We start from the raw sequence: 20,156 nt of genomic DNA, 5'->3' as shown, positions 1-20,156 counted from the left end.
ATTCAGGACCATCATGGAAACCATTTCATTATTTCCCCAAGGCGCTTTCGAGCCGATCGAGAAGAAGATCGACAACGCCCTCGCGATAATCACCGCTCTGTTGCACGCACGGCATCCCATTGTCGTTGCGTTCAGCGGCGGCAAAGATAGCAGTGTCGTAGCGGCATTGGTGTTGCACGCTGCGATGCTTTATCGCGCGGCAGGTGGCACGCCGATCATTGTTGCGACGACGGGCGACACCCTCGTGGAGTCGCCAGAGGTCTCGCATCATTACCGGGCGGAGTTGCGCCGGATGCATCAGTACGGCAGGGATCACGACTTCAAGGTTATCGTCAAGGTGGTTCAACCGTCCATGGCCGCAACCTTTCAGTTGAAAGTGTTATCCGGCCGGGCCTTGCCAAGCTTTCCTGGGACGCACGGCGATTGCAGTACCGACCTGAAGATCAGTCCGCAGCGGGCGTTCCGACGAAAGCTATTCCGAGAGCTTGCGGCGAAAGGTCTACCGCCTCCGGTAACTTGCCTGGGCACGAGGTATGACGAGAGCGGGAGGCGAGCGGCCGCAATGCGTTCTCGCGGGGAGTCGGATCATGCGGCCATGCAGAACAAAGATGGCGACTGGGTAGTCAGCCCGATCGCACGGTGGTCCGACGACGATGTCTGGGAGGCGGTCGCTCTCTATGGGTCCGGTGCATTGCCAGGCTTTTCGGATTTCGAAGAGATGCGCCGGATTTATGCGCATTCGGTTGGCACCAGCTGCGCCGTGGTGGCCGACGCGATCCTCGATGGAGCGGCAAGAAAGCAGGGCAAGTGTGGCGCCCGTCTTGGATGTCACGTGTGCCAAATGGCGGAGGACAAGAGCCTCGCCAACATGATCGCATTCGACGAGCGCTATGCCTATGCTCGTGGCCTGCATCGGCTCAACCGCTTCATCAGGGCTACGCGCCATGACTGGGAGCGTCGACACTGGATTGGCCGGACAATTCGAGGTGGCTATATCAAGATCCAGCCTGACACGTATCATCCGGCGATGCTGCGGCAGTTGACTCGTTTCATGCTGCAGCTGGACTTCGATGAAGAACGACGAGCGGCAGCTGCGGGTGACTCGCCGAAGTTCCGGCTGCTGCCAGTCGACCTGATGATAGCCGTCGATGCGATGCAGTCTCTGAACGGCGTGGCAAGGCCCTTTGCGGCTTGGGCCGATCTGCGTGACATTCGTGCGCGAGGGATACGATACGACATTCCGGATGTGCCTGAAGTCGCGCCGACGCCTATTCCGACCGCTCGATTTCTTCACGTAGGGGACGGTTGGGATGAGTCGGCCCCGTGCGCGGATTGGACTGGTCTGCGTGACCCGATGCGAGAAGCTCTCACCGAGGGGAGTTGCTGTGCGCCAGCGATCGTCACGACGTCCGACGGTCGTGCTGTACTGGATCTCCCCACAGAGCAGCAATTCGATGTCGATGCCGAATCTGCTGCCTTCATTGTTGACTTCGAAGTCGAGCGCCTGCTGGCGATGCATGACGCGGGCAACCGACCTGGGTCTATCACGGCGGGGTACCGCTGGTACCTGCATTTTGGATGTCTCACGCTATCGCATTCGCAGAAGGTAGAGCACGATGACATTGCGAGGCGCACCGCCTTCAAGGACCGCTTGGGATTGACGGACGCTTATGATGTCCGAGACGTACTGGCCCGCACTGTGCCCACCGAGGCATTGCCGGGCAGGGTGCGCGAAGCGTGGGGAACCCACGCGATCAAGCAGGCCCAGCTGGCCCTGTGTTGATGTAAGAGAAGCCCCGACTCGTTGAGAGTCGGGGCTCTTTTTTTTTGTGACATATCGTGGAAGGAGCGTTGTATCTCTCTGTTGCACAGCCACCACGGATCTCGGCACAATACGTTATTCACCCCCAAACAGCTTATGCATATTCCCGAGGTACTTTCCGTGGAGACGCAGGTCTTACGCGTGGTGGTCTCCACGCCGCTAGCTGTCGGCTGCCTGCTTGCCTGGGTGCTTTTTCGATATGTACGGTTGCGCCGACTGCGCAGACTACAGGCGGAAAGGAACGAGCGGGAGAGGAAAGTCTTGGCGGTGCTGCTCGACCCTCTGCGTCTGGTCTCGCTGACCCTGGGAGAGGCAGTCGATTTGCTGGGAGACCGCTATCAGTTTTGGATGCTCGACTACGGGCGCTGTGAGGCCCGATGGCAGATTGGCAGGATAGAGGTGTGCGCAGGATTCGACTACCAAGGTGGGCCCATCACCGACATGCAAGTAAACATGCTGCCGAGATAGTCCAGGGAAACCAGGACGAGGCGTGCCGATCATACCGGCTCTTTCGAGATCGATCTTAGGTAGACGTCAATGAGACATGGGAGCAGCGGTATTGGGCGGTTTGTGTCGTGGGAGCAGACGCTGGTCGACGTACTGATACTCGTCGGCATCGTGATCGCCTTGTTCGCGCTTGTGTGGTTGATCGACTACGGCTGGGGAATCTCCTCCCGGTTCGTCAAGAGCTTTTCGGCTTGGAGGAAAGGCCGTGCAATTCGACGACGGAAAAGCCGGCAAGCGAGAGAGGAGCGGGCGCGTAAGCGCTGGCATCAGTAGCGCCCAGGTTAGGGTCATGTGCTATGCGTTGGCGGACGCGGCCGCTGTGCGCGTCGAATAGATAGGAATTAACGGCCTATGAAGTCGCCACGAGTTAACGGATTTGCAAATTTCCTCGGAGCCGTGCTGTTTGGGCTTCTGGTGTTGGCGATATCGCCTGGCGCCGCGGCGGGCACGGTTTCGGGCGTTGATGACCGGATGCCTCCGATTACCCCCCACAATCGCCTGCCGGCCAACATGAGCGGGCTGACCATCGTCGGCTACAACTACACGGATACTTACATCGGCAGTTTTACCGTCAGCGGGGCCGGCGGCGGCAACATCGAGGTTTCGTCAAAGACTTCTGGCGGTGGCGGTGGCGTGTGCTGTGCCGCCATCCCAGCCGGCGCTGCACTACCGATTACGATCGATATCGCTTGGAAACGGGATGGGCGCGTGCCTTGGTGCAGGCAGAGCGCCGTTCTAGATGGCCCGGTGCCCGCCGATCCGCAGTATCTGGAGGTTCATTTCTTCCCGGACGGCAGCATCAAGGCAGCGCTGTCCGACTATCCGGCACCGCCCCGAATGCAGCTCGATCGGTTCAGCTATGTGAAACGTCGGCCGTCCGGAAATGTGGACAACGACGAGAGGTTCGGTAGCTGTGGCCATGACCACTAACTGGGCCTATCTAAACCAACGAGTTAGGCTGTTGCGTCGGCGGACCCACAAGGCAACTCGGCCGCTCGAGTGGTATGACGCGTCGTCCGCTGTCTTCACGACATTCATGGTGCGGCGAGCTGCGCAACGCGCTGCTCGGGGTGCCCTTGATTATTCTGAAGTTTGCCGGGCTAGCGACCCCAAGCATTCATGCGGGTTTCCGGGCGAAGACGAACACGATAGTCATGTAAATCAATGGGTTGCTGACTCACAATTTTTGAGCGCACAAAGTGGCTTGCGAGGCTTTTGCTCGGCGCCTCGTTGCGTCTCAGTCTTCTTGTCGCTAATCTCGGCGGTCCGTCTACAGCTTGGGAGAAAGCGCGATGGATCACTGGCGGCTGGCGTATCTTGGCATGCGGCAGATGCCGCGTGAGCTCAGCGAGTTCGAGCTTGCGACATTCTTCACCTTCTCCCCCAAAGAGCGCGCGCTGATCGACGCCCGGCGCAGCCACCTGTATCGGCTGGCCTGTGCCGTCCATATCGGCTTTGTCCGTATGACGGGGCGCACTCTTGACGCCTCCAAGCAGGTGCCGAAATTTCTCTGGGCTTATGTGGGCGCTCAACTCGGCATCACCCCGCCGGATATGGGCACGCTGGGCGCCTTGTATGACGGACGCACCGACACGCTGGTGGACCATCAGATGCTCGCCTATCAAACGCTCGGTTTCAGCCCGATGGCAGAGCATCAGCGCCGCTACGTGACGCGTTGGCTCAAGGAGCGATTGGCGGGACAACCCAATCGCAGTGACATGCTGCACGAGTTGAAGCGGTGGCTGTATGAGCATCGTGTTCTGATTCCTCATGATCGTGCGCTGAAGCGCCTCATCAGCCAGGCAGTAGAGATCTTCGAGGCTTCATTGACCGACGCGTTAGTGCTCGCCTATGGGGAGGCATCGCTTGAGGCATGGGGAGCCTTGCTACCTCGCCCGGAAGGTAATCAAACGAGTCTGCAGCAATGGCTGTGGGCTGTTCCGTTGCGAAGCTCCACGCATCAAATGGGGGAGCTGTTTGACAAGATCGAGCGGCTGTACAAGTTGGGCATCCAACATCGCTGGCCGACGGTCTGCAATGAGGCAGTGGTGCGGCACTACGCGAGACGTTGCGCGAATCGACCGCCCTCGGTCAGCAAACGCGTGGTGCAACAATCCCGCCGCCTGGAGTCCGCTTGCTTTTTGCGGTATGCCTTGTGTGCTGCCACGGACCAAATGTCGTCCATGTTGCGCCACTGGATTCGCAAATCTGTCAACGACGCCGGACGGCTCATTGACGCTGGCCGACCGGATCCTGACATTAAGCTGCGAGAATTTGCTTCTGCCGTCAAAAGGCTCATCGCTGATGACACGCTAACACGAGAAGCGCTCTGCCAACATTTGGATGCGTTGGCCGACGCCGCAACCAGCCAGAAGCACTTGCGAAGCCGTGCCGGCATGATTCGCGAGCAACTCTTGTCGCGGCATCGGCTTGCCAGAGCCATGCTGGCCAGACTGATCCGGCTTCCATTCGCCACGCAGTCCGCCCATCCAGCGATAGAGGCAATGGAGATTCTGCGCAATCTCTATGCACGAAGAGCCGACTGGCTACCAAATCGGGTTACTGTGCGTTTCGGACGAGCCTGGCAGCCAATACTGGAGGGGCAGGACCGTAGGCGAGCTCTGGCCGCTTTCGAATGGGGAGCGCTGTTTGTCCTGCGAGTGGCGCTACGTAATGGCTCCGTATTCCTGGATCACAGCTTCGCCTTCCGCAGCCAAGCAACCATGCTGATATCCGGCCAGGATTGGCAGGCGCGGCGCAACCACTTCTATGGCCATCTCAAACTGCCGCAGGACGCCAACGCATTTTTGGAACCTGTTGTTGCGCATCTGGATGCGGGTCTCGCCCGGCTGCGCGATGCGGCCAGGCGGGGCGAACTGAAGATCGATAGTGCCATCCATGTCGATCCGCTCAAGGCGAAGCGGCCCGAGCCTTCGGTTGATGCCCTGCGGCGTGCGCTGTTTGACCGGCATCCAGACGGACAGTTACCAGAGATCCTTCTGGAAATCGACAGCCACACTCATTTCAGTTGGATGCTGCTGGGCAGAGAGCCGTATTCCCGCAGTGAGTTGCTCATGGTCTACGCCGCAGTGCTCGCGCACGGGACTTCGATGTCTGCAGCAGACCTCGCACGCATGGTGCCAGAACTCTCATCAAGCGCGATTCGCCAGATGATGCATCGTATCGCGGACGAACGGAAGCTACGAAACTCCGCTGATGCAGTGCTTGTCTTCATGCATCAGCATCCCATCGCCAGGCATTGGGGGCGCGCCGAGTTGGCGTCATCGGACATGATGTCCCTGGAGACGACGCGCTCGGTATGGCAAGCGCGGGCTGACCCGCGTCGGCGTACCGCGTCGATTGGAATGTACACTCACGTCCGCGACCGATGGGGCATCTTCTATGACCAGCCGATCCTCTTGAATGAAAGACAAGCCGGTGCCGCCATCGAGGGAGTGATTCGTCAGAATGGCGGGGAAGACGTCACACAGCTCGCCGTCGATACCCACGGCTACACCGACTTCGCCATGAGTCTGTCACGGTTGCTGGGCTTCGATCTCTGCCCGCGGCTTTCCCATCTGCGTGATCGCCGGTTGCATGTCCCCAAAGGCCATGCGATTCCGTCAGAACTGGCCGCGGTAGCCGACGCGGATGTTCGGCTGGTGTTGATCGAACTTGCCTGGGATGAACTGGTCCGGATTGCGGCGTCGGTCCAGACCGGCCAATGCACGGCGGTGCTGGCATTGACACGCTTCGGCGCGGCGGCACGGGGCCAACACGTGTATGAGGCAGGCGTGCACCTGGGAAGGCTATTCCGTACGATCTTCCTCGTCGACTATTTCACCAACTCCGCGTTCCGCCAAGAGATGCAGCATGCCCTGAATCGCGGTGAGGCTGTGCACACCGTGCAGCGGGCCATCCACTATGGAAAAATCCCCTTAGAGTTGGCTCGACACGATGCGTCGCTGGCAGCGGTCTCGTCCTCATTGACGCTGCTGACCAATGCTGTGATGGCCTGGAACACGCTGCATATGCAGCACGCCCTAGAGGCGATAGAGGCTATCGGCGGCGAATCCATGCGTGCCGAGGACCTACGTCAGATCGCACCGACTCGGCTGGAAGGCATCAACTTGCGCGGTACTTTCGATTTTCCGATTGCTCGCTACGCGCATCGACTGCTGCCGAGTGCCACGATTGCGCAGACGTTACCGTCGGCATGGCGTACAGCATGACCCAACAAGACTATTCGGCTGAGCCGTCGGGAGGTCGAGAGTCTCTGATCTATAGAAGCAGGTTTGTAAGAGGCGAGCAAACTCGGGCCGTTATCGAAGATTGGCACTGGGTTTCCTGCGTCTTCAGGATGCATCCCGAATGGCAGCTCCAACCCCAGGGCTATCGCGGCAGGGCGCATCGGGCTCTTCACGGCCACTTACAGTCGGTTGCCCCTGAAAGGCAGATCCGAGCAACGCCACTCTAGTGAGAATGACGATGATGCACGTCCGGGTAGTGGGGATGTTTGTGCACCATCACCTCGTGCCGATGCCAATGCCTGTGGGGTTCCTTGCCATCCCATGGGAAGTCATGCTCGTGCTGATGGTGTTCGTCGTGCCGATGCGAGTGGCTATGCGCCAGTGGCTCATGGGTATGCTCATGCTCGTGCCGCTCTCGCAGATGCAACCACACGCCCAAGGCCATCAAAGCCAAAGCCGCCCAGAATGCGAAGCCTGGCACCTCAGGCCAGATCGCAAACGCAAGCAGGACGCCAAATAGTGGGGCGACAGAGAAATATGCTCCGGTTCGAGCTGTTCCCAACAGACGCAGCGCCACCACAAACAAGGCAAGACTCACACCGTATCCGGCGAACCCGACGATCAGCGCTGCCGCCGCAGTGCCGACCGATGGCAATACGGCCCCATGCGTTATGGCAAGAGTCGTGTTGCATAGCCCGGCGACAAGCCCCTTCAGGCAAGCGATAAGCAGGGCGTCGTTACTGGAGACCTTGCGGGTCAGATTGTTATCTACAGCCCAACACAAGCAGGCTCCAACGATAAGCAGCGCGCCAGATGACATTTGCAGGCTGCCCGGTTGCCACGACAGCAGCAAGCCACCTGCCACGATCGCAATCATCCCCAGAACAATTTGGCGATCGGCATTCTCCTTGAAGACCACCCAGGCGATGACAGCCGTGAACACGCCCTCGACGTTCAGCAACAGTGATGCCGAAGCAGCGCTGGTTGAGACGAGCCCTGTCATCAGCAACGCCGGTCCCGCTACACCGCCAGCAAGGATTGCGCCGATCAGCCATGGCACTTCCCCCCGCGGAATACCTAAGTGACCATTTCCTGGCTCAGGCGTCATCAAGACTCTCCGGATCGCGAGCACAAGCGCCAGTCCGATGCCACTGCCAAGATATAGCAAGCCCGCCAGCAGGAGCGGGGAAACGGACCCGGTTAGCGCCTTGGCCAGCGGCGTGCTTGCTCCGAAAAGCAGCGCGGCTAGTAATGCCGGAGATGCGGTACGAATAGACATGGGAAATCAAGGATCAAGGCGCAGTGGGAGCGTGGACTCGCAAACTCATGTTTCCAGCGCTGCTTGCGCTTCCGGTCGGCCGGCGGTCCGGCGCTTCAGCACTATGCCGCAAAGGGCCGGCAGTACAAAAAGTGTCAGCACAGTTGCGGTGACGAGTCCACCGATTACGACCGTTGCCAGCGGCTTCTGGACTTCGGCACCTGTACCTGTAGCAATCGCCATCGGCACGAAACCCAGAGAGGCCACCAGAGCCGTCATCAGTACCGGGCGCACACGTTCCATCGCACCTTCAATCACCGCGGAGTCGGGTGCCATCCCATCTTCCAGGCGTTTTCGGATAGCGGAAATCAGCACCAGTCCGTTCAGCACCGCCACACCGGATACCGCAATGAAGCCAACTGCCGCCGAAATAGAGAACGGAATCCCGCGCAGTAGCAGCGCAAACACGCCTCCCGCAAGTGCCAGCGGCACGGCGGTCAGCACGGTCGCCGTCAGCGCTGCGCTGCCGATCGCCATGTACAGCGTCGCCGCGATCAAAATAAAGCACAGCGGGACAATGATGGCCAGGCGCTTCGTAGCCGCCTGAAGATTCTGAAATTGGCCACCCCATTCGATGTACATACCCGGCGGCAACTTCACTTCCTTGGCGATCTGCGCCGCAGCATCGTCCACAAAACTGCCCAGGTCACGGCCGCCGACATTGGCCTCCACGTAGACGCGCCGCTTTCCGTTGTCGCGGCTTACTTCGTTGAGCCCCTGCGTGAACCGGAACTGTACCAGTTGGCGCAAAGGCACCGAGGCGCGGGCCTGGCCTTCCGATAGCGGCAACATGACGGGAAGCGCGCCGAGGACGTCGAGGTTCTCCCGCTGCTCACCGGGCAAGCGGATCACAATATCGAAGCGGCGGTCACCATCGAAAATCTGCCCGGCAGGTCGGCCCGCCATGGCGGTGGAAATAGTATCGGCGACTTCCTTGACCGTGAGTCCATATCGGGCGATTGCGGCGCGGTCGAACACGATGTCAAATGTCGGAAAGCCGCTAGTCAAAGGCACGCGGACGTCCGTCGCTCCCGGCGTCTTCTTCAAGACTGCGGCAATGCGTTGCGCTGTGGCCGCCAAGTCGTCGAGATTCTCTCCGTACAGCTTTACGGCCACGTCGCTCCGGACCCCACCGATCAGCTCGTTAAAGCGCATCTCGATCGGTTGCGTCACGTCGTAGTTGTTGCCGACCATCGGTGCTGTCTTCTCGCGGATACGCTCAATCACCTGTTCCTTGGTCGTCACGCCCTCCGGCCATTCGCTTTTCGGCTTCAGAATGATGTAGTTATCCGATGCATTGGGCGGCATGGGGTCGGCGGCGAGGCTGGCCGTACCCGCCTTCGAATACACAGTCTGCACTTCCGGCAGCGACAAGACAGCGCGTTCGAGCGGCAGGTCTATGGCAACCGACTGGTCAATCGACGTAGACGGAATCCGAACCGACGACAGGTTCAGGTTCAACTCATCCAGCGTGGGCATAAACTCGCGACCAACAAATGTGAACGCCACCGTAGCCACAGCGACTGTCGCGATGCCTGCGCCGATGAAGGGCATTGGGCGTGCCACGGCATGCTCCAGCCATGGTCGGTAACGTTCTTTGGTCGCCACGATGACGCGCACTTCTGTCTCTGCAACCTTTTTCCGGAGCATCACGGCGACCATGGCCGGCACGAAGGTGAGCGACAGCACGAAGGCAGAGGCAAGCGCCAGCATCAGCGTGATTACCATCGGGGAGAACATCTTGCCTTCCACGCCCTGGAATGTCAGACATGGCAGGAAAACCATGAAGATCACAAGCTGACCGTAGACGGTCGGTCGCACCATCTCACGTGAAGATTGAACAACTTCCTTCAAACGCTCATCGAGCGTCAGCAGCCGCCCTTCGCGGTGCTGGCGCTCGGCCAGCCGCCTGAGAGAGTTCTCGACAATGATGACCGCGCCATCAATGATCAGGCCGAAGTCGAGCGCACCCAGGCTCATCAGGTTGCCCGAAATATGGAACTGGTTCATGCCGATCGCGCTGACCAGCAGGGACAACGGAATGACGAGCGCGGCAATGGTGGCCGCACGCCAGTTCCCCAGCAGCGTGAACAGAATCGCCACCACGAGCAGCGCGCCTTCGATCAGGTTTCTAGCCACCGTTTCGATGGTTGCAATCACCAGTTGCGAACGATTGAGGGTCGGGACAATAACCACACCTGGTGGCAGCGTTTTCGAGATCTGTTCGAGCTTGTCGCCCACGGCTTGCGCCACCGTCCGGCTGTTGGCGCCGACCAGCATCAGCGCACTGCCCACCACCGTTTCATTCCCATTGCGGCTGGCGGCGCCTGAGCGCAATTCGCCCCCAATCTTGACGCGCGCCACCTGGCCGACTGTGATCGGGACATTCTGCCGCTGCGCAATCACCGCACGGGATATCTCGTCCGCAGATTTTATACGCGCGTCGGCGCGAACCAGATACGACTCGCCTGAGCGCGGAATAAAGTTCGCGCCGACAGATAGGTTGGTATCTTCGAGCGCCCGGGCTAGGTCCGCGTAGGAAACTCCGTACGCTGCCATCTTCCCCGTGTCCGGTTCCACCACGAATTGCTTGACATAGCCCCCTAGGGAATCGACATCGGCGACACCAGGCGTGGTACGCAATTGTGGTCGGATGATCCAGTCTTGCACCGTGCGCAAATAGGCCAGTCGTGACACCCGATCGTCCAACCTCTCGCCACGCTCGGTAAGAAAGCTGCCGTCGCTCTGCCATCCGGGCTCGCCGTCCTTGATAGAGGCCCCTGTGCCGTCCGGATACTGGTATTCCACGCTGTAGTGGAATACTTCGCCCAGCCCCGTCGAAACAGGCCCCATCTGTGGCTCGACGTTTTCTGGCAAATTCGGCCGCGCCTGTGCCAGTCGTTCTGACACCTGCTGGCGCATAAAGTACAGATTCGCACTCTCCTTGAAGATCACCGTCACTTGGCTGAAGCCGTTGCGCGACATCGATCGCGTGCTTTCCACCCCGTTCAGACCAGCAATCGCCGTCTCGATTGGATACGTGACACGCTTCTCCACCTCCACGGGGCTCATCGTTGGCACCACAGAGTTGATCTGGACCTGCTTGTTGGTAATGTCTGGTGTGACGTCGATGGGTAGCAGGTTGAGCTGCCAGGCCCCTATCACGGCGACAACTGCTGTCAGAAACAAAACCAGCCAGCGATAGCGGACTGAGCCGCTGAGAATGCTCTCGATCATTCCTCGTCCCCGCCGCCTTTGTTCATCTCGGCCTTAACCAGGAAGGCATTACGGGTGGCCACCTGTTCTCCAGCCTGCACGCCTGACAGAATCTGTGCCGAGCCGCCGCTGCGGGTGCCGACGAGGACAGGCATAGGGCGGAAACCTTCCAGCGTGCGGACGAAAAGGACGTCACGGCCGTCGAGGTTCTGCACCGCGTCTTCCGGCACGGACAGGGCGGCGGCATCAGCAACCGCTGTACGCAGACGCACCTGCACACCCTCGCCCACGACAAGTCGATCTGTCGGCTGTGCTGGTACCACCACCACGGTTGCAACGCGAGCGCTGCCCGTCACGGTTGGCGTCACCGCCTGCACGCGCGCTGACAATGGCGATCCATTGGCCAACAGAATGGTGGCTTCGCTCCCAGCGACGATGCGACTGGTATCTGCAGCCGTCACGGCGGCTTCTACCTGTACGGCGCCAGTTCCGGCTACCCGAAAGAGTTCGGCTTGTGGCGCCACAAATGCACCCAGGGTGACGGACTGGGCGGTGATCTTTCCTGCAATCGGGCTGACCACGGCGACCGAGCGCCCGTCGGACGCAAGGTGAGCGGACTGGGCCACCGTAGCAGCGCGCAGCGCCTCGGCTTGCGCAACATCCAGAGCAGCCTTTGCCGCCTCCATTTCCTGGCGCGGTGTCACGCCTTGCTGAAACAGGCTCGCCTCGCGCTCGTAGGTCTTGCGCGCGAGATCGGCCTTGGCCTGGGCCACTTTCCGCTCCGCTGCCATGCCGGCGGCCTCGGGGCTATCGACCAGGGCGAGTACATCGCCAGCCTTCACGACGTCGCCAAGCCGGCGCTGGACGCGTTGTACGGCGCCGGCCGCACGCGATACGATCACGGCTTCGCTACCGGGCAGCGCAGCAACCGTGGCGGGCGCAAGTATTTCCGTTCCGACGGCGGCGCTCGCCACAGGTTCTACGGCAATGTTTGCGGCGGCAAGATAGGTTGCTGGGATCTTAACCTCCTTCAGACCGGGCTTTACTGGGGCGGATTGTGGCTTCTGTGCTTCCGGGGCCTGTGTAGATGCGGGGGACTTCTCCGACACTGGGAGATGCGCCGCGCCAAAACCTACTGCCGCTGCTACGGCGGCGACCCCTGCGATCATCGGCCAGTTGACCGACCGGCGCTCGTTCTTCATCATCGTGATTCCTCAAAGGCTAGGCGGCCGTCCGCCTGTGCCAGCGCCGCCAGGGCGCGCACGCGCGCCAGGCGCGCATCAATCGTCAGTTGCCGGGCGTCGACGAGCGCTCGCCGCACCGCTAGCAATTCCATCAGTGGCGTCTTGCCGGATTCATAGCCAATGCGCCCCATGCGATAGGCTTCTGCCGCCGCCTGCTCTCCTTCGCTGGCAGCAGCGAGCTGCTTGTCGGCGGTCGCTACCTGAGATATGGCCGATTGGCGCGCCACGTTGGCCTCAAGCCGGACGCTGTCAAGACGCGCCTGGGCGGCTGCAACCCGCTCAACTGCGGCGTTGATGCCGTTCCGATTCTGATCGAACAATGGAATGGAGGCCGTGACCCCAACCACATAGCCACTGGCATTGGTCCAGCCATAGCGGCGAACGCCCGCACTGACGCCAACATCAGGAATCCAGCGCTTCCTCTCGACGTCCACCTGAGCGTCCAGCGCATTGCGTTCCGCTTCGGCCGCCCGCACTGACGGAGACTCGGCAAGTGCTGCCGGGGCATTCGGGACGACGGCCTGGGTCGTCAGCAAGGAACTCGTGACGGCCGTATAGGGTTCGGAGGCGCCGGACATCGCGGACAATCTCGCCAGCGCCTGGGTGGCATCGTTGGTGGCTGCCGCCTCCGCGGCCTGCGCCGCCGCCACACTGGCTTTGGCCTGTGCGCTGCGCAAGCTGGCTTCCTTCCCGGAATCGACCAAGGCACGCGCGGCCGCCAGTTCTTCATTGGCGCGTGCCAGGTTTTCCGTGGCCAGTGTCTTGCGTCCGAGCGTCGCTTCAGCCGTTGCATAGGCCACTGCAAGTTCGGCGGCGTAGGCTACCTGCACTTGCCGCTCCCGCGCTTGCGCCGCAGCGAAGTTGCGTTCGCCCACCTCTATCCGCGCACCGCGCTTACCTCCCAGCTCGAAAGGCTGCGTGATCGAATAGGTATTCTGGCGCTGACTCAGCCCATCACTACTGGGCGCGCCAAGGTTTTCAAGCACCGTATCGATTCGCGGATTCAGCCAGGCTTGGGCCTGAGCAGCATCGGCGCCAGCCGCACGAACATTGGCGGCCTGCGCGACCATCGCCGGAGCGAGTGCAAGCGATTGCTGCAACAGGTTCGGAAAAGGAGGCGCCTCGGCAGCGTGGCTCAACGCAACGGGCAGCAGCCATATTGCGGAGCCGACGAAGCGAGGTCGACAAAGGAACGAGGAGATCACCTGTTTCATCAAGAGGTCAGCGGTGGAGGCTATCCCTCTCTATACGGACCAGGTCGATGCTTCCCCTCGGTGAATCCAAACTTATTTTTCCGAGTCAGCATCCAGCAGGGCGGAAAGCTTGGCCCGTGCCCGCCCGATGCGCCCTTCGACAGCCTTCACACTCAGCCCAAGCACGGCAGCCGCTTCTGGCTGAGACATCCCGACAATGGCCGTCAGGACTATGACTTCTCGCGAACCCGTGTCCAGCTTGCCCAAAGTGCTAGCCACGCGGGCCAACTCCAGCCGGGCGGCAACCTGTTGCTCCGGGCCCGGCTCGTCGTTGGCCACGCCGCCCGCAAGCTCCAGGTCGCCGAGGTTTTCGGCACCGAAAAGGAACTGCCTGACGCGCCGAAAGCGATACAAGTCCCGCATCTTGTTCAGCCCAATGCGGAAGAGCCAGGCGCGAAATGGCCTGTCGGGATCGAAGTCATCCAGGGCGTGCCAGGCGGCAACAAAGGTGTCCTGGACGACGTCGTCCACATCGGTTTCAGGGATGCCGAAGCTGCGCGCGGCCTGAGCCAGCGCCACGCCATGTCGCGCCACAAGTTGGCCGAATGCACGCTGGTTGCCGGAAGCGGCCTGTGCGGCAAGGATCCTGTCAGCGTCTTCCGGATTCACTGCGAGCCGCGGCGTAGTGCATCGATAAGAACGCGATCGTAAGCAGGTCGATGTTCCGGCTTCAGGCCCGCACGCATTTCAAACACGTGAACCAAGGTCGCTCGCTGGAGATCGCCGGCGGCCCGCTCTACTTCCTGGGTTGCTGCTTCCACCTCCGGTGACCAGGCGGGATTCTTGGCGATGGCGTCGGCAAGCTTGCCATTTGCAGCCCGCAGGCGTGTTTCGATCTCGCGCCGACGCTGCGCAAAGGCATCTTCTTTCAACTCAAGAATCTCGCGCTCGTTGGCATCTAGTGGAACAGCTTCGTGCAGGATTTCATGCAAGTCACCATGTCCGGCTTCATTCCGATGCGAGTAATACAGCCATGCCGCCGCGACGGACACGCCAAGTAGTGCGCCAAACAGCGTAGACAAGGAAAGCCGTCGGGTACGAGATTTCATCATTTACCGATGAGGAGTCCAAAGGGAGAGGCGGCGGACGGCGTCGCCACCCACGTCGGGGCAGGCTTTTCCAACATGATGGTCGCCACGCGATTGATTGCCGCAAACGCGACCAAGGCTGCAAATGCGGCGCAGCAGATGGCACGCCACGCGTCGCGGCGCGCGACGAGGACTCTTTGGGCCGGCTCTGCACTGATGCACTCCTGAATGCTGGTCACATCGACCCCAATGGACGCCTCTTGCGTCACTTTTCTCGCGTGCGTCAGCCACTCTTCCACGTCTGCCATGGCAAACCTCCATCCAGATCCATTGCCTCTTATACGGCTGCGCGAAGGACTCCCCCTTGAACCTCGGGTAGAAAATTGCAGAAATTCGCGACTCAGGGGCTGAAGGAGACTTCAGCCTCGCGGCACGTCTTGCCGCCGAGATTCTCGGGCGTTGGCGCTGTGACACGGCCGCAACAGGCCCTCCCGTGGCGGGGAAGGCCTAATCACCGCTCTGATGATAGTTTGAGCGTGCGGCAAATTGAGACCGCAAACCAATATTCCAGGGAGACTGACTTTGAAACGGATTGCCATCATTCTCACCGCCGTTCTGGCTTGCGCATCGGGCAGTGTATGGGCGCACAGCGGCGGAACTGACAGTCAAGGCTGTCATATGGACCACAAGACCGGCATTCGTCACTGCCACTAAAGCAAAGCCAGGCATTACCTGGCGGCCGCCAACGTCGCGGCCGCCAGGGTTCTGACCGCAGTCAATGCACGAGGGTCTCCCGCCCGAACTCTCATTTCGACCAAGCGTTCATCGCACAGGCACGCTGTGCCAAACCTCATTCAGACCATCCCCTGAACGGTCGCCTGGCTTCTTGTCCATCAGGCCGCGATACAACGGCTTTCCTTGATAAGCCCATTGCGATTTACCACCGCGGCCGGGGACTAGCGTGAGCATCCCAACCGGTTTGTCGTCGGAAGCGGCGAGTGCAGGTGGAAAATTCCGCTCGCAGTTCCCCTCGCAGGATTTGGCATCGGGGCCGCTCTTTCCAGCGAAGACGTACAACGTCATTCCCTGTTCGTCGACCAGAATGCCTTCGCTTGCGTGCGGGGCGGCGGCAACAGCAGAAGGAACGGCGAGATATCCCATCACAATCAATGCGATCGAGAGTCCTTTCATAAGGCACCTCCTAAATAGACCCAACTCGGCAACAAGAACGATGGCCCGGATGTAGAGGGCTCTGTCGTATGCGCAGGGGGCGATGAATTCTTGTAACTCCATAGGGGCTGGCCATACATCCGCCATCGTCCTACAGACTGCTCGCGAGTTAAGGAGCGAGCACCATGGAGGTAAAAGTGCTCATACGGCACTTTATTGCAATCTCCAAGGCGCCGAACGTTGATTTTGTAGAGATCTCTACAACATTGAAGTAGCGCATACAGCCCGCTAAGCTGTCTGCATGAACGCTCTCCCATCCTCTCCCGAGACTGCCTGGCTACTGCTCGTCGTTAGCTTGCCAACATCCGCCTCCACTGCGCGCATGCGATTCTGGCGCGGGATCAAGGCGCTTGGCGCCACAGCACTGCGGGACGGGGCCTATCTACTCCCCAATCTGCCAGGACTGCGGGCACCTTTGCAGACACTGGCAACCGATGCGGCCAGTGAGGATGGCAAGGTCTGGATGCTGTCCGTACAGGCCGCTGACGACCAGCAGGAGGCGGAGTATCGCGCGTTGTTCGACCGGTCCACCGAATATGCCGAATGGATGGTCGAACTCTCCAGCGCCCGCTCAACATTGTCCGATTCGGACGAGGCGGAGCTGCTGCGCGTGGCACGCCGGCACGGTCGAGGGATCGACGCTATCCGCAAGGTCGATTTTTTCCCTAACGAGGCGTCCGCCCGTGCCGAATTGCAGTGGCGCGACTTCAATGCAGCGATCGACATCTTGCTTTCGCCCGGCGAGCCGCACGGAGTAGCCGGCAACATTCCGCGACGTGACCCGACCCAGTATCAGGGGCGCCAGTGGGCGACCCGCCAGCATCTATGGGTAGACCGTGTCGCCTGCGCTTGGTTGATCCGGCGCTTTATCGATCCCCATGCCACTTTTCTCTGGCTCGAAGATGTCCGTCAGTGCCCTGACGACGCACTTGGATTCGACTTCGATGGCGCGACGTTCACACACATTGGCGACCGCGTTTCGTTTGAGGTGCTGCTCGCCAGCTTCGGACTAGACGAAGACAAAGGGCTCGCCCGCCTCGGCCAGATGATCCATGTTCTGGATGTCGGCGGCACACCGGTTGCCGAAGCCAGTGGCTTTGAGGCAGTGCTGGCAGGCGCCCGGGAACGCCTCCCTAACGACGACGCACTGCTGGATGAAGTCGGCTATGTCCTCGACTCGCTGTACACGCATTTCTCAAGCCCGCGCAAACGCTAGTCGTTGCCAATCAACAAAGAAGCAAACTATTCAACAGACACGATGAACTCGCCCCAACCACCCGATACCACTGCAGCCGGTTCGGTACATACCGCGCCCACTTATACGCTACGCCAACTGGTGATGTACTTCCTGCGGCTTGGCACCCTCGGCTTTGGCGGTCCCGTGGCGCTAGCCGGCTACATGCACCGCGACCTCGTCGAGGCAAAGCAGTGGATCACCGATGCCGACTACAAGGAAGGCCTTGCCCTGGCCCAGCTCGCGCCGGGACCGCTTGCCGCTCAACTGGCCATTTACCTGGGATACGTCCACTACCGCATCGTAGGCGCAACGCTCGTCGGCGTGGCCTTTGTACTGCCGTCGTTTCTCATGGTGTTGGCACTCGGGTGGGCATATGTGCGCTTCGGCGGCCTGACCTGGATGCAGTCGGTATTCTATGGCGTAGGCGCAGCAGTGATTGGCATCATCGCAATCAGCGCGTACAAGCTGACCAAAAAGAGCGTCGGCAACGACAAGTTGCTCTGGTTTATCTATCTGGTGCTCGTGGCCGTCACGGTCATTACAGAATCGGAAGTGGCGTGGCTGTTCCTTGCCGCGGGCGTCCTGGTCTGGTTCTGGCGCGCCCCGCCGAAGTGGCTGCGCCAAGGCAAGATGAATGCGTTCGCTGCGACCCCACTGCCGGCGGCAAGCGGCATGATGAGTACGTTGGATTGGCCGCTTCTTTCCCAGATTGGCGTGTTCTTTGCCAAGGCGGGAGCCTTCGTTTTCGGGTCGGGACTTGCCATCGTGCCGTTCCTGTACGGTGGTGTGGTGACGGAGTACCACTGGCTGAACGACAAGCAGTTTGTCGATGCCGTCGCAGTCGCCATGATCACACCCGGCCCGGTGGTCATCACCGTTGGCTTCATTGGCTACCTCGTCGCCGGCCTGCCTGGCGCCTGCGTGGCTGCGGCCGCAACGTTTCTACCGTGCTACCTGTTCACCGTCCTACCCGCCCCATATTTCAAGAAATACGGAAAACTACCTGCGATCCTCGCCTTTGTGGACGGTGTCACCGCGGCGGCCATCGGCGCCATTACTGGCGCGGTGATCGTGTTGGCGAAGCGGTCGATCGTTGATATCCCGACAGCGTTGCTGGCGCTTGTCACCGTCGCATTGCTTCTGAAGTTCAAGAAGCTGTCCGAGCCCATGATCGTTGCCGGGGCGGCCTTGATTGGTCTGGTCGCCTATCCGTTGTTGCATCACTGAGATGCCACAGGAGACTCTTATGCTCTACGAAATGAAGCCGCTAGGTTGTGAACCTGCGAAGCTGACTGGCCTCTCCGAGAAGCTGATCTTCAGCCACTATGAGAACAATTATGGCGGCGCGGTCAAGCGACTGAATGCCATTACGGCCACGCTCGCAGAGCTGGATATGGCAACCGCTCCCGTGTTCACGCTCAACGGACTGAAGCGCGAAGAACTCATCGCGACGAATTCCATGATTCTGCATGAGGTGTACTTCGACAGCCTGGGTGACGGCGGTCCGCTGGACGGCGCTTTAAAGACGGCGATCGAACGTGATTTCGGCTCGTTCGAACGCTGGCAGGCCGAATTCACCGCGATGGGCAAGGCGCTCGGCGGCGGATCGGGCTGGGTACTGCTTACTTACTCGCCGCGTGACGGGCGGCTGGTCAACCAGTGGGCATCTGACCACGCCCATACGTTGGCTGGGGGTACACCGGTCCTGGCGCTCGATATGTATGAGCACTCCTACCACATGGACTACGGCGCAAAGGCGGCAGCTTATGTGGACGTGTTCATGCAGAACATCCACTGGCAACGGGCGGCCACTCGCTTCGCGGCTGCCGTGCGGGACTAACCGAAGCAGGCGCACCTATGCCTAACGCCACATCTTCCTTGGAACTCGCGGCTGCCTTGCACGGATTAAACGCCCCGCAGTTGATCGACGTCCGGCGTAAGCCTGCGTTCGATGCGAGTGAACAAATGATTGCGGGGGCTGCCTGGCGCAATCCGGACGAACTTGGCAACTGGATCGCCACGCTTGATGCGAATCGCCCGGTTACCGTCTATTGCGTCCACGGCCACCAGGTCAGCCAGGACTGCGCAGCGCTACTCGAGGCCGTTGGCTTCGACGCGACGTATCTGGTTGGTGGATTCGAAGACTGGATCGCAGGTAATCACCCGACGATTCGGAAACCATTACGGATAGAGCCGTGAAATGGATCACACGTGAACGGCCAAAGATCGATCGTATTGCCTGCCCATGGCTGATCGCCCGATTTGTCGATGACGCGCCCGACTTCCTGTATGTACCGTCGGGCGACGTGGTTCGCATCGCCAACGAAACCGGCGCGATCCCCTACGACATCCCAGGTGTTGAGCTCACGCATGTCGGTGAGCTGTGCAGCTTCGACGCGTTTCTGGAGAAGTACAAGTTAGGCGAGAATCCGGCCCTTCAGCAACTAGCCAGCATTGTTCGCGGTGCGGATACCTCGCGGCTCGACCTCACGCCGCAGTCAAGCGGGCTCTACGCCATTTCACTAGGGCTTTCTCATGTCTTCACGAATGACCACGAGATGCTTGCGCAAGGCGTGGTGATGTACGACGCATTGTACGCATGGTGTCAAAGCTGTTAGGCGGAAACCCATCAATGGCCACCACAGGTCTCCACCTGACTTCCCTTGGGACGTTCAAATGAAACGAATACTGACTGCGGTATGTGCAGGAATCGCTATCACCAGTTCAGCGACCGCAGCAACGGCGCAAGACGTATTTCGACACCTGAAGGCATCGGAGATCAAACGGACAATCAGCGGGAAGGTGATCACTGACGGCCCCCACTGGGCCGACAAATTCGCATCGGACGGTACCGTCGAATCCATCATGCAAGGCCAGGTGCAGAAGGGGCGCTGGAGTGTACGCGGCAGCAATCTTTGCCTGGCCTATCCCAGCGCAAAGGCCGAGGAGTGTTTCGAGGTGTGGCGGTACGGCCAAATGATTGAGTATCGCCGCGATGGCGTCCTCTTGGCGCAAGGGAAGTTGGTGATTCAGTGAAGAAAGGAGGGAGCC

The 20,156-nt window shown here is 60.3% G+C and carries 19 protein-coding genes; 11 read left to right on the top strand and 8 right to left on the bottom strand.

The features are described from left to right. Window positions 1–13: 13 nt before the first annotated feature. From DFLDMN_RS32535 to DFLDMN_RS32520, 4 genes are all read left to right on the top strand, one after another. Window positions 14–1,783 (top strand): phosphoadenosine phosphosulfate reductase family protein, encoded by a 1,770-nt coding sequence (locus tag DFLDMN_RS32535; RefSeq protein ID WP_223506442.1) that lies wholly within the window; start codon window positions 14–16, stop codon window positions 1,781–1,783. 135 nt (window positions 1,784–1,918) lie between these two features. Further along, window positions 1,919–2,290 (top strand): hypothetical protein, encoded by a 372-nt coding sequence (locus DFLDMN_RS32530; RefSeq protein ID WP_150982819.1) that lies wholly within the window; start codon window positions 1,919–1,921, stop codon window positions 2,288–2,290. A gap of 390 nt (window positions 2,291–2,680) precedes the next feature. After that, entirely contained in the window at window positions 2,681–3,259 is a 579-nt protein-coding gene (locus tag DFLDMN_RS32525) for a DUF3304 domain-containing protein (RefSeq protein ID WP_150982821.1), read from the top strand. A gap of 362 nt (window positions 3,260–3,621) precedes the next feature. Then, the gene (locus DFLDMN_RS32520) at window positions 3,622–6,561 is read left to right on the top strand and encodes a Tn3 family transposase (protein ID WP_150982823.1); all 2,940 of its coding nucleotides are present in this window, start codon (window positions 3,622–3,624) and stop codon (window positions 6,559–6,561) included. A gap of 241 nt (window positions 6,562–6,802) precedes the next feature. Here DFLDMN_RS32520 and cnrT read toward each other — a convergent pair whose 3' ends face one another. From cnrT to cnrY, 7 genes are all read right to left on the bottom strand, one after another. Further along, the gene (gene cnrT, locus DFLDMN_RS32515) at window positions 6,803–7,858 is read right to left on the bottom strand and encodes a nickel diffusion facilitator CnrT (protein WP_029306711.1); all 1,056 of its coding nucleotides are present in this window, start codon (window positions 7,856–7,858) and stop codon (window positions 6,803–6,805) included. A gap of 45 nt (window positions 7,859–7,903) precedes the next feature. After that, window positions 7,904–11,134, bottom strand: a complete 3,231-nt coding sequence (gene cnrA, locus DFLDMN_RS32510) for a nickel efflux RND transporter permease subunit CnrA (RefSeq protein ID WP_423200860.1) — start codon at window positions 11,132–11,134, stop codon at window positions 7,904–7,906. Further along, on the bottom strand, window positions 11,131–12,318 hold the full coding sequence (gene cnrB, locus DFLDMN_RS32505) for a nickel efflux RND transporter periplasmic adaptor subunit CnrB (RefSeq protein WP_029306712.1): 1,188 nt from the start codon (window positions 12,316–12,318) through the stop codon (window positions 11,131–11,133). Before cnrB ends, cnrA begins: the two co-directional genes overlap by 4 nt. After that, entirely contained in the window at window positions 12,315–13,571 is a 1,257-nt protein-coding gene (gene cnrC / locus DFLDMN_RS32500) for a nickel efflux RND transporter outer membrane subunit CnrC (protein ID WP_017510983.1), read from the bottom strand. The genes cnrB and cnrC overlap by 4 nt, the downstream gene beginning before the upstream one ends. Before the next feature lie 72 nt (window positions 13,572–13,643). Further along, window positions 13,644–14,219 (bottom strand): nickel resistance ECF sigma factor CnrH, encoded by a 576-nt coding sequence (gene cnrH / locus DFLDMN_RS32495; RefSeq protein WP_011239969.1) that lies wholly within the window; start codon window positions 14,217–14,219, stop codon window positions 13,644–13,646. Then, a complete protein-coding gene (cnrX, locus tag DFLDMN_RS32490; protein WP_011239970.1) occupies window positions 14,216–14,662 on the bottom strand; it encodes a periplasmic nickel sensor CnrX in 447 nt (148 codons plus the stop codon). Before cnrX ends, cnrH begins: the two co-directional genes overlap by 4 nt. Next, a complete protein-coding gene (gene cnrY / locus DFLDMN_RS32485) occupies window positions 14,659–14,946 on the bottom strand; it encodes a cobalt/nickel resistance anti-sigma factor CnrY (protein ID WP_011239971.1) in 288 nt (95 codons plus the stop codon). Before cnrY ends, cnrX begins: the two co-directional genes overlap by 4 nt. A 238-nt stretch (window positions 14,947–15,184) precedes the next feature. On the opposite strand from cnrY, the gene DFLDMN_RS32480 reads away from it, so the two are divergent. Further along, on the top strand, window positions 15,185–15,352 hold the full coding sequence (locus DFLDMN_RS32480; RefSeq protein ID WP_349677146.1) for a YHYH domain-containing protein: 168 nt from the start codon (window positions 15,185–15,187) through the stop codon (window positions 15,350–15,352). 108 nt (window positions 15,353–15,460) lie between these two features. Here DFLDMN_RS32480 and DFLDMN_RS32475 read toward each other — a convergent pair whose 3' ends face one another. Then, on the bottom strand, window positions 15,461–15,829 hold the full coding sequence (locus tag DFLDMN_RS32475; RefSeq protein WP_029306713.1) for a regulatory protein ChrI: 369 nt from the start codon (window positions 15,827–15,829) through the stop codon (window positions 15,461–15,463). Window positions 15,830–16,109: 280 nt separating this feature from the next. On the opposite strand from DFLDMN_RS32475, the gene DFLDMN_RS32470 reads away from it, so the two are divergent. The 6 genes from DFLDMN_RS32470 to DFLDMN_RS32445 are packed head-to-tail and all read left to right on the top strand — an operon-like array spanning window position 16,110 to window position 20,141. Further along, window positions 16,110–17,084 carry a chromate resistance protein ChrB domain-containing protein gene (locus tag DFLDMN_RS32470; RefSeq protein ID WP_011514878.1) on the top strand — a complete coding sequence of 325 codons (975 nt, stop codon included), beginning with the start codon at window positions 16,110–16,112 and terminating at the stop codon, window positions 17,082–17,084. A 42-nt stretch (window positions 17,085–17,126) separates the two neighbouring features. Further along, a complete protein-coding gene (locus DFLDMN_RS32465) occupies window positions 17,127–18,332 on the top strand; it encodes a chromate transporter (RefSeq protein ID WP_011514877.1) in 1,206 nt (401 codons plus the stop codon). A 19-nt stretch (window positions 18,333–18,351) separates the two neighbouring features. After that, entirely contained in the window at window positions 18,352–18,945 is a 594-nt protein-coding gene (locus DFLDMN_RS32460; RefSeq protein ID WP_017510987.1) for a superoxide dismutase, read from the top strand. 17 nt (window positions 18,946–18,962) lie between these two features. Beyond that, window positions 18,963–19,304 carry a rhodanese family chromate resistance protein ChrE gene (gene chrE, locus DFLDMN_RS32455; RefSeq protein ID WP_011239975.1) on the top strand — a complete coding sequence of 114 codons (342 nt, stop codon included), beginning with the start codon at window positions 18,963–18,965 and terminating at the stop codon, window positions 19,302–19,304. Continuing rightward, window positions 19,301–19,723 carry a chromate resistance protein ChrB domain-containing protein gene (locus DFLDMN_RS32450; RefSeq protein WP_011239976.1) on the top strand — a complete coding sequence of 141 codons (423 nt, stop codon included), beginning with the start codon at window positions 19,301–19,303 and terminating at the stop codon, window positions 19,721–19,723. Before chrE ends, DFLDMN_RS32450 begins: the two co-directional genes overlap by 4 nt. A gap of 58 nt (window positions 19,724–19,781) precedes the next feature. Further along, window positions 19,782–20,141: a hypothetical protein gene (locus DFLDMN_RS32445; protein WP_011514876.1), complete on the top strand. Its 360-nt coding sequence runs from the start codon at window positions 19,782–19,784 to the stop codon at window positions 20,139–20,141. The last annotated feature ends 15 nt before the right edge of the window (window positions 20,142–20,156 follow it).

The organism is Cupriavidus sp. H19C3 (genome assembly GCF_049393815.1).
In the GTDB taxonomy this organism is placed as follows: domain Bacteria; phylum Pseudomonadota; class Gammaproteobacteria; order Burkholderiales; family Burkholderiaceae; genus Cupriavidus.
Note: the sequence above shows the minus strand (reverse complement) of the source record. Positions and strands in the feature narration are given on the sequence as shown.

What these genes read in the sequence shown, in the direction of transcription:
- DFLDMN_RS32535 (WP_223506442.1), top strand. Translation starts at nt 14, where the DNA reads ATGGAAACCATTTCATTATTTCCCCAAGGCGCTTTCGAGCCGATCGAG.
- DFLDMN_RS32530 (WP_150982819.1), top strand. Translation starts at nt 1,919, where the DNA reads ATGCATATTCCCGAGGTACTTTCCGTGGAGACGCAGGTCTTACGCGTG.
- DFLDMN_RS32525 (WP_150982821.1), top strand. Translation starts at nt 2,681, where the DNA reads ATGAAGTCGCCACGAGTTAACGGATTTGCAAATTTCCTCGGAGCCGTG.
- DFLDMN_RS32520 (WP_150982823.1), top strand. Translation starts at nt 3,622, where the DNA reads ATGGATCACTGGCGGCTGGCGTATCTTGGCATGCGGCAGATGCCGCGT.
- cnrT (WP_029306711.1), bottom strand. Translation starts at nt 7,858, where the DNA reads ATGTCTATTCGTACCGCATCTCCGGCATTACTAGCCGCGCTGCTTTTC.
- cnrA (WP_423200860.1), bottom strand. Translation starts at nt 11,134, where the DNA reads ATGATCGAGAGCATTCTCAGCGGCTCAGTCCGCTATCGCTGGCTGGTT.
- cnrB (WP_029306712.1), bottom strand. Translation starts at nt 12,318, where the DNA reads ATGATGAAGAACGAGCGCCGGTCGGTCAACTGGCCGATGATCGCAGGG.
- cnrC (WP_017510983.1), bottom strand. Translation starts at nt 13,571, where the DNA reads ATGAAACAGGTGATCTCCTCGTTCCTTTGTCGACCTCGCTTCGTCGGC.
- cnrX (WP_011239970.1), bottom strand. Translation starts at nt 14,662, where the DNA reads ATGATGAAATCTCGTACCCGACGGCTTTCCTTGTCTACGCTGTTTGGC.
- cnrY (WP_011239971.1), bottom strand. Translation starts at nt 14,946, where the DNA reads ATGGCAGACGTGGAAGAGTGGCTGACGCACGCGAGAAAAGTGACGCAA.
- DFLDMN_RS32475 (WP_029306713.1), bottom strand. Translation starts at nt 15,829, where the DNA reads ATGAAAGGACTCTCGATCGCATTGATTGTGATGGGATATCTCGCCGTT.
- DFLDMN_RS32470 (WP_011514878.1), top strand. Translation starts at nt 16,110, where the DNA reads ATGAACGCTCTCCCATCCTCTCCCGAGACTGCCTGGCTACTGCTCGTC.
- DFLDMN_RS32465 (WP_011514877.1), top strand. Translation starts at nt 17,127, where the DNA reads ATGAACTCGCCCCAACCACCCGATACCACTGCAGCCGGTTCGGTACAT.
- DFLDMN_RS32460 (WP_017510987.1), top strand. Translation starts at nt 18,352, where the DNA reads ATGCTCTACGAAATGAAGCCGCTAGGTTGTGAACCTGCGAAGCTGACT.
- chrE (WP_011239975.1), top strand. Translation starts at nt 18,963, where the DNA reads ATGCCTAACGCCACATCTTCCTTGGAACTCGCGGCTGCCTTGCACGGA.
- DFLDMN_RS32445 (WP_011514876.1), top strand. Translation starts at nt 19,782, where the DNA reads ATGAAACGAATACTGACTGCGGTATGTGCAGGAATCGCTATCACCAGT.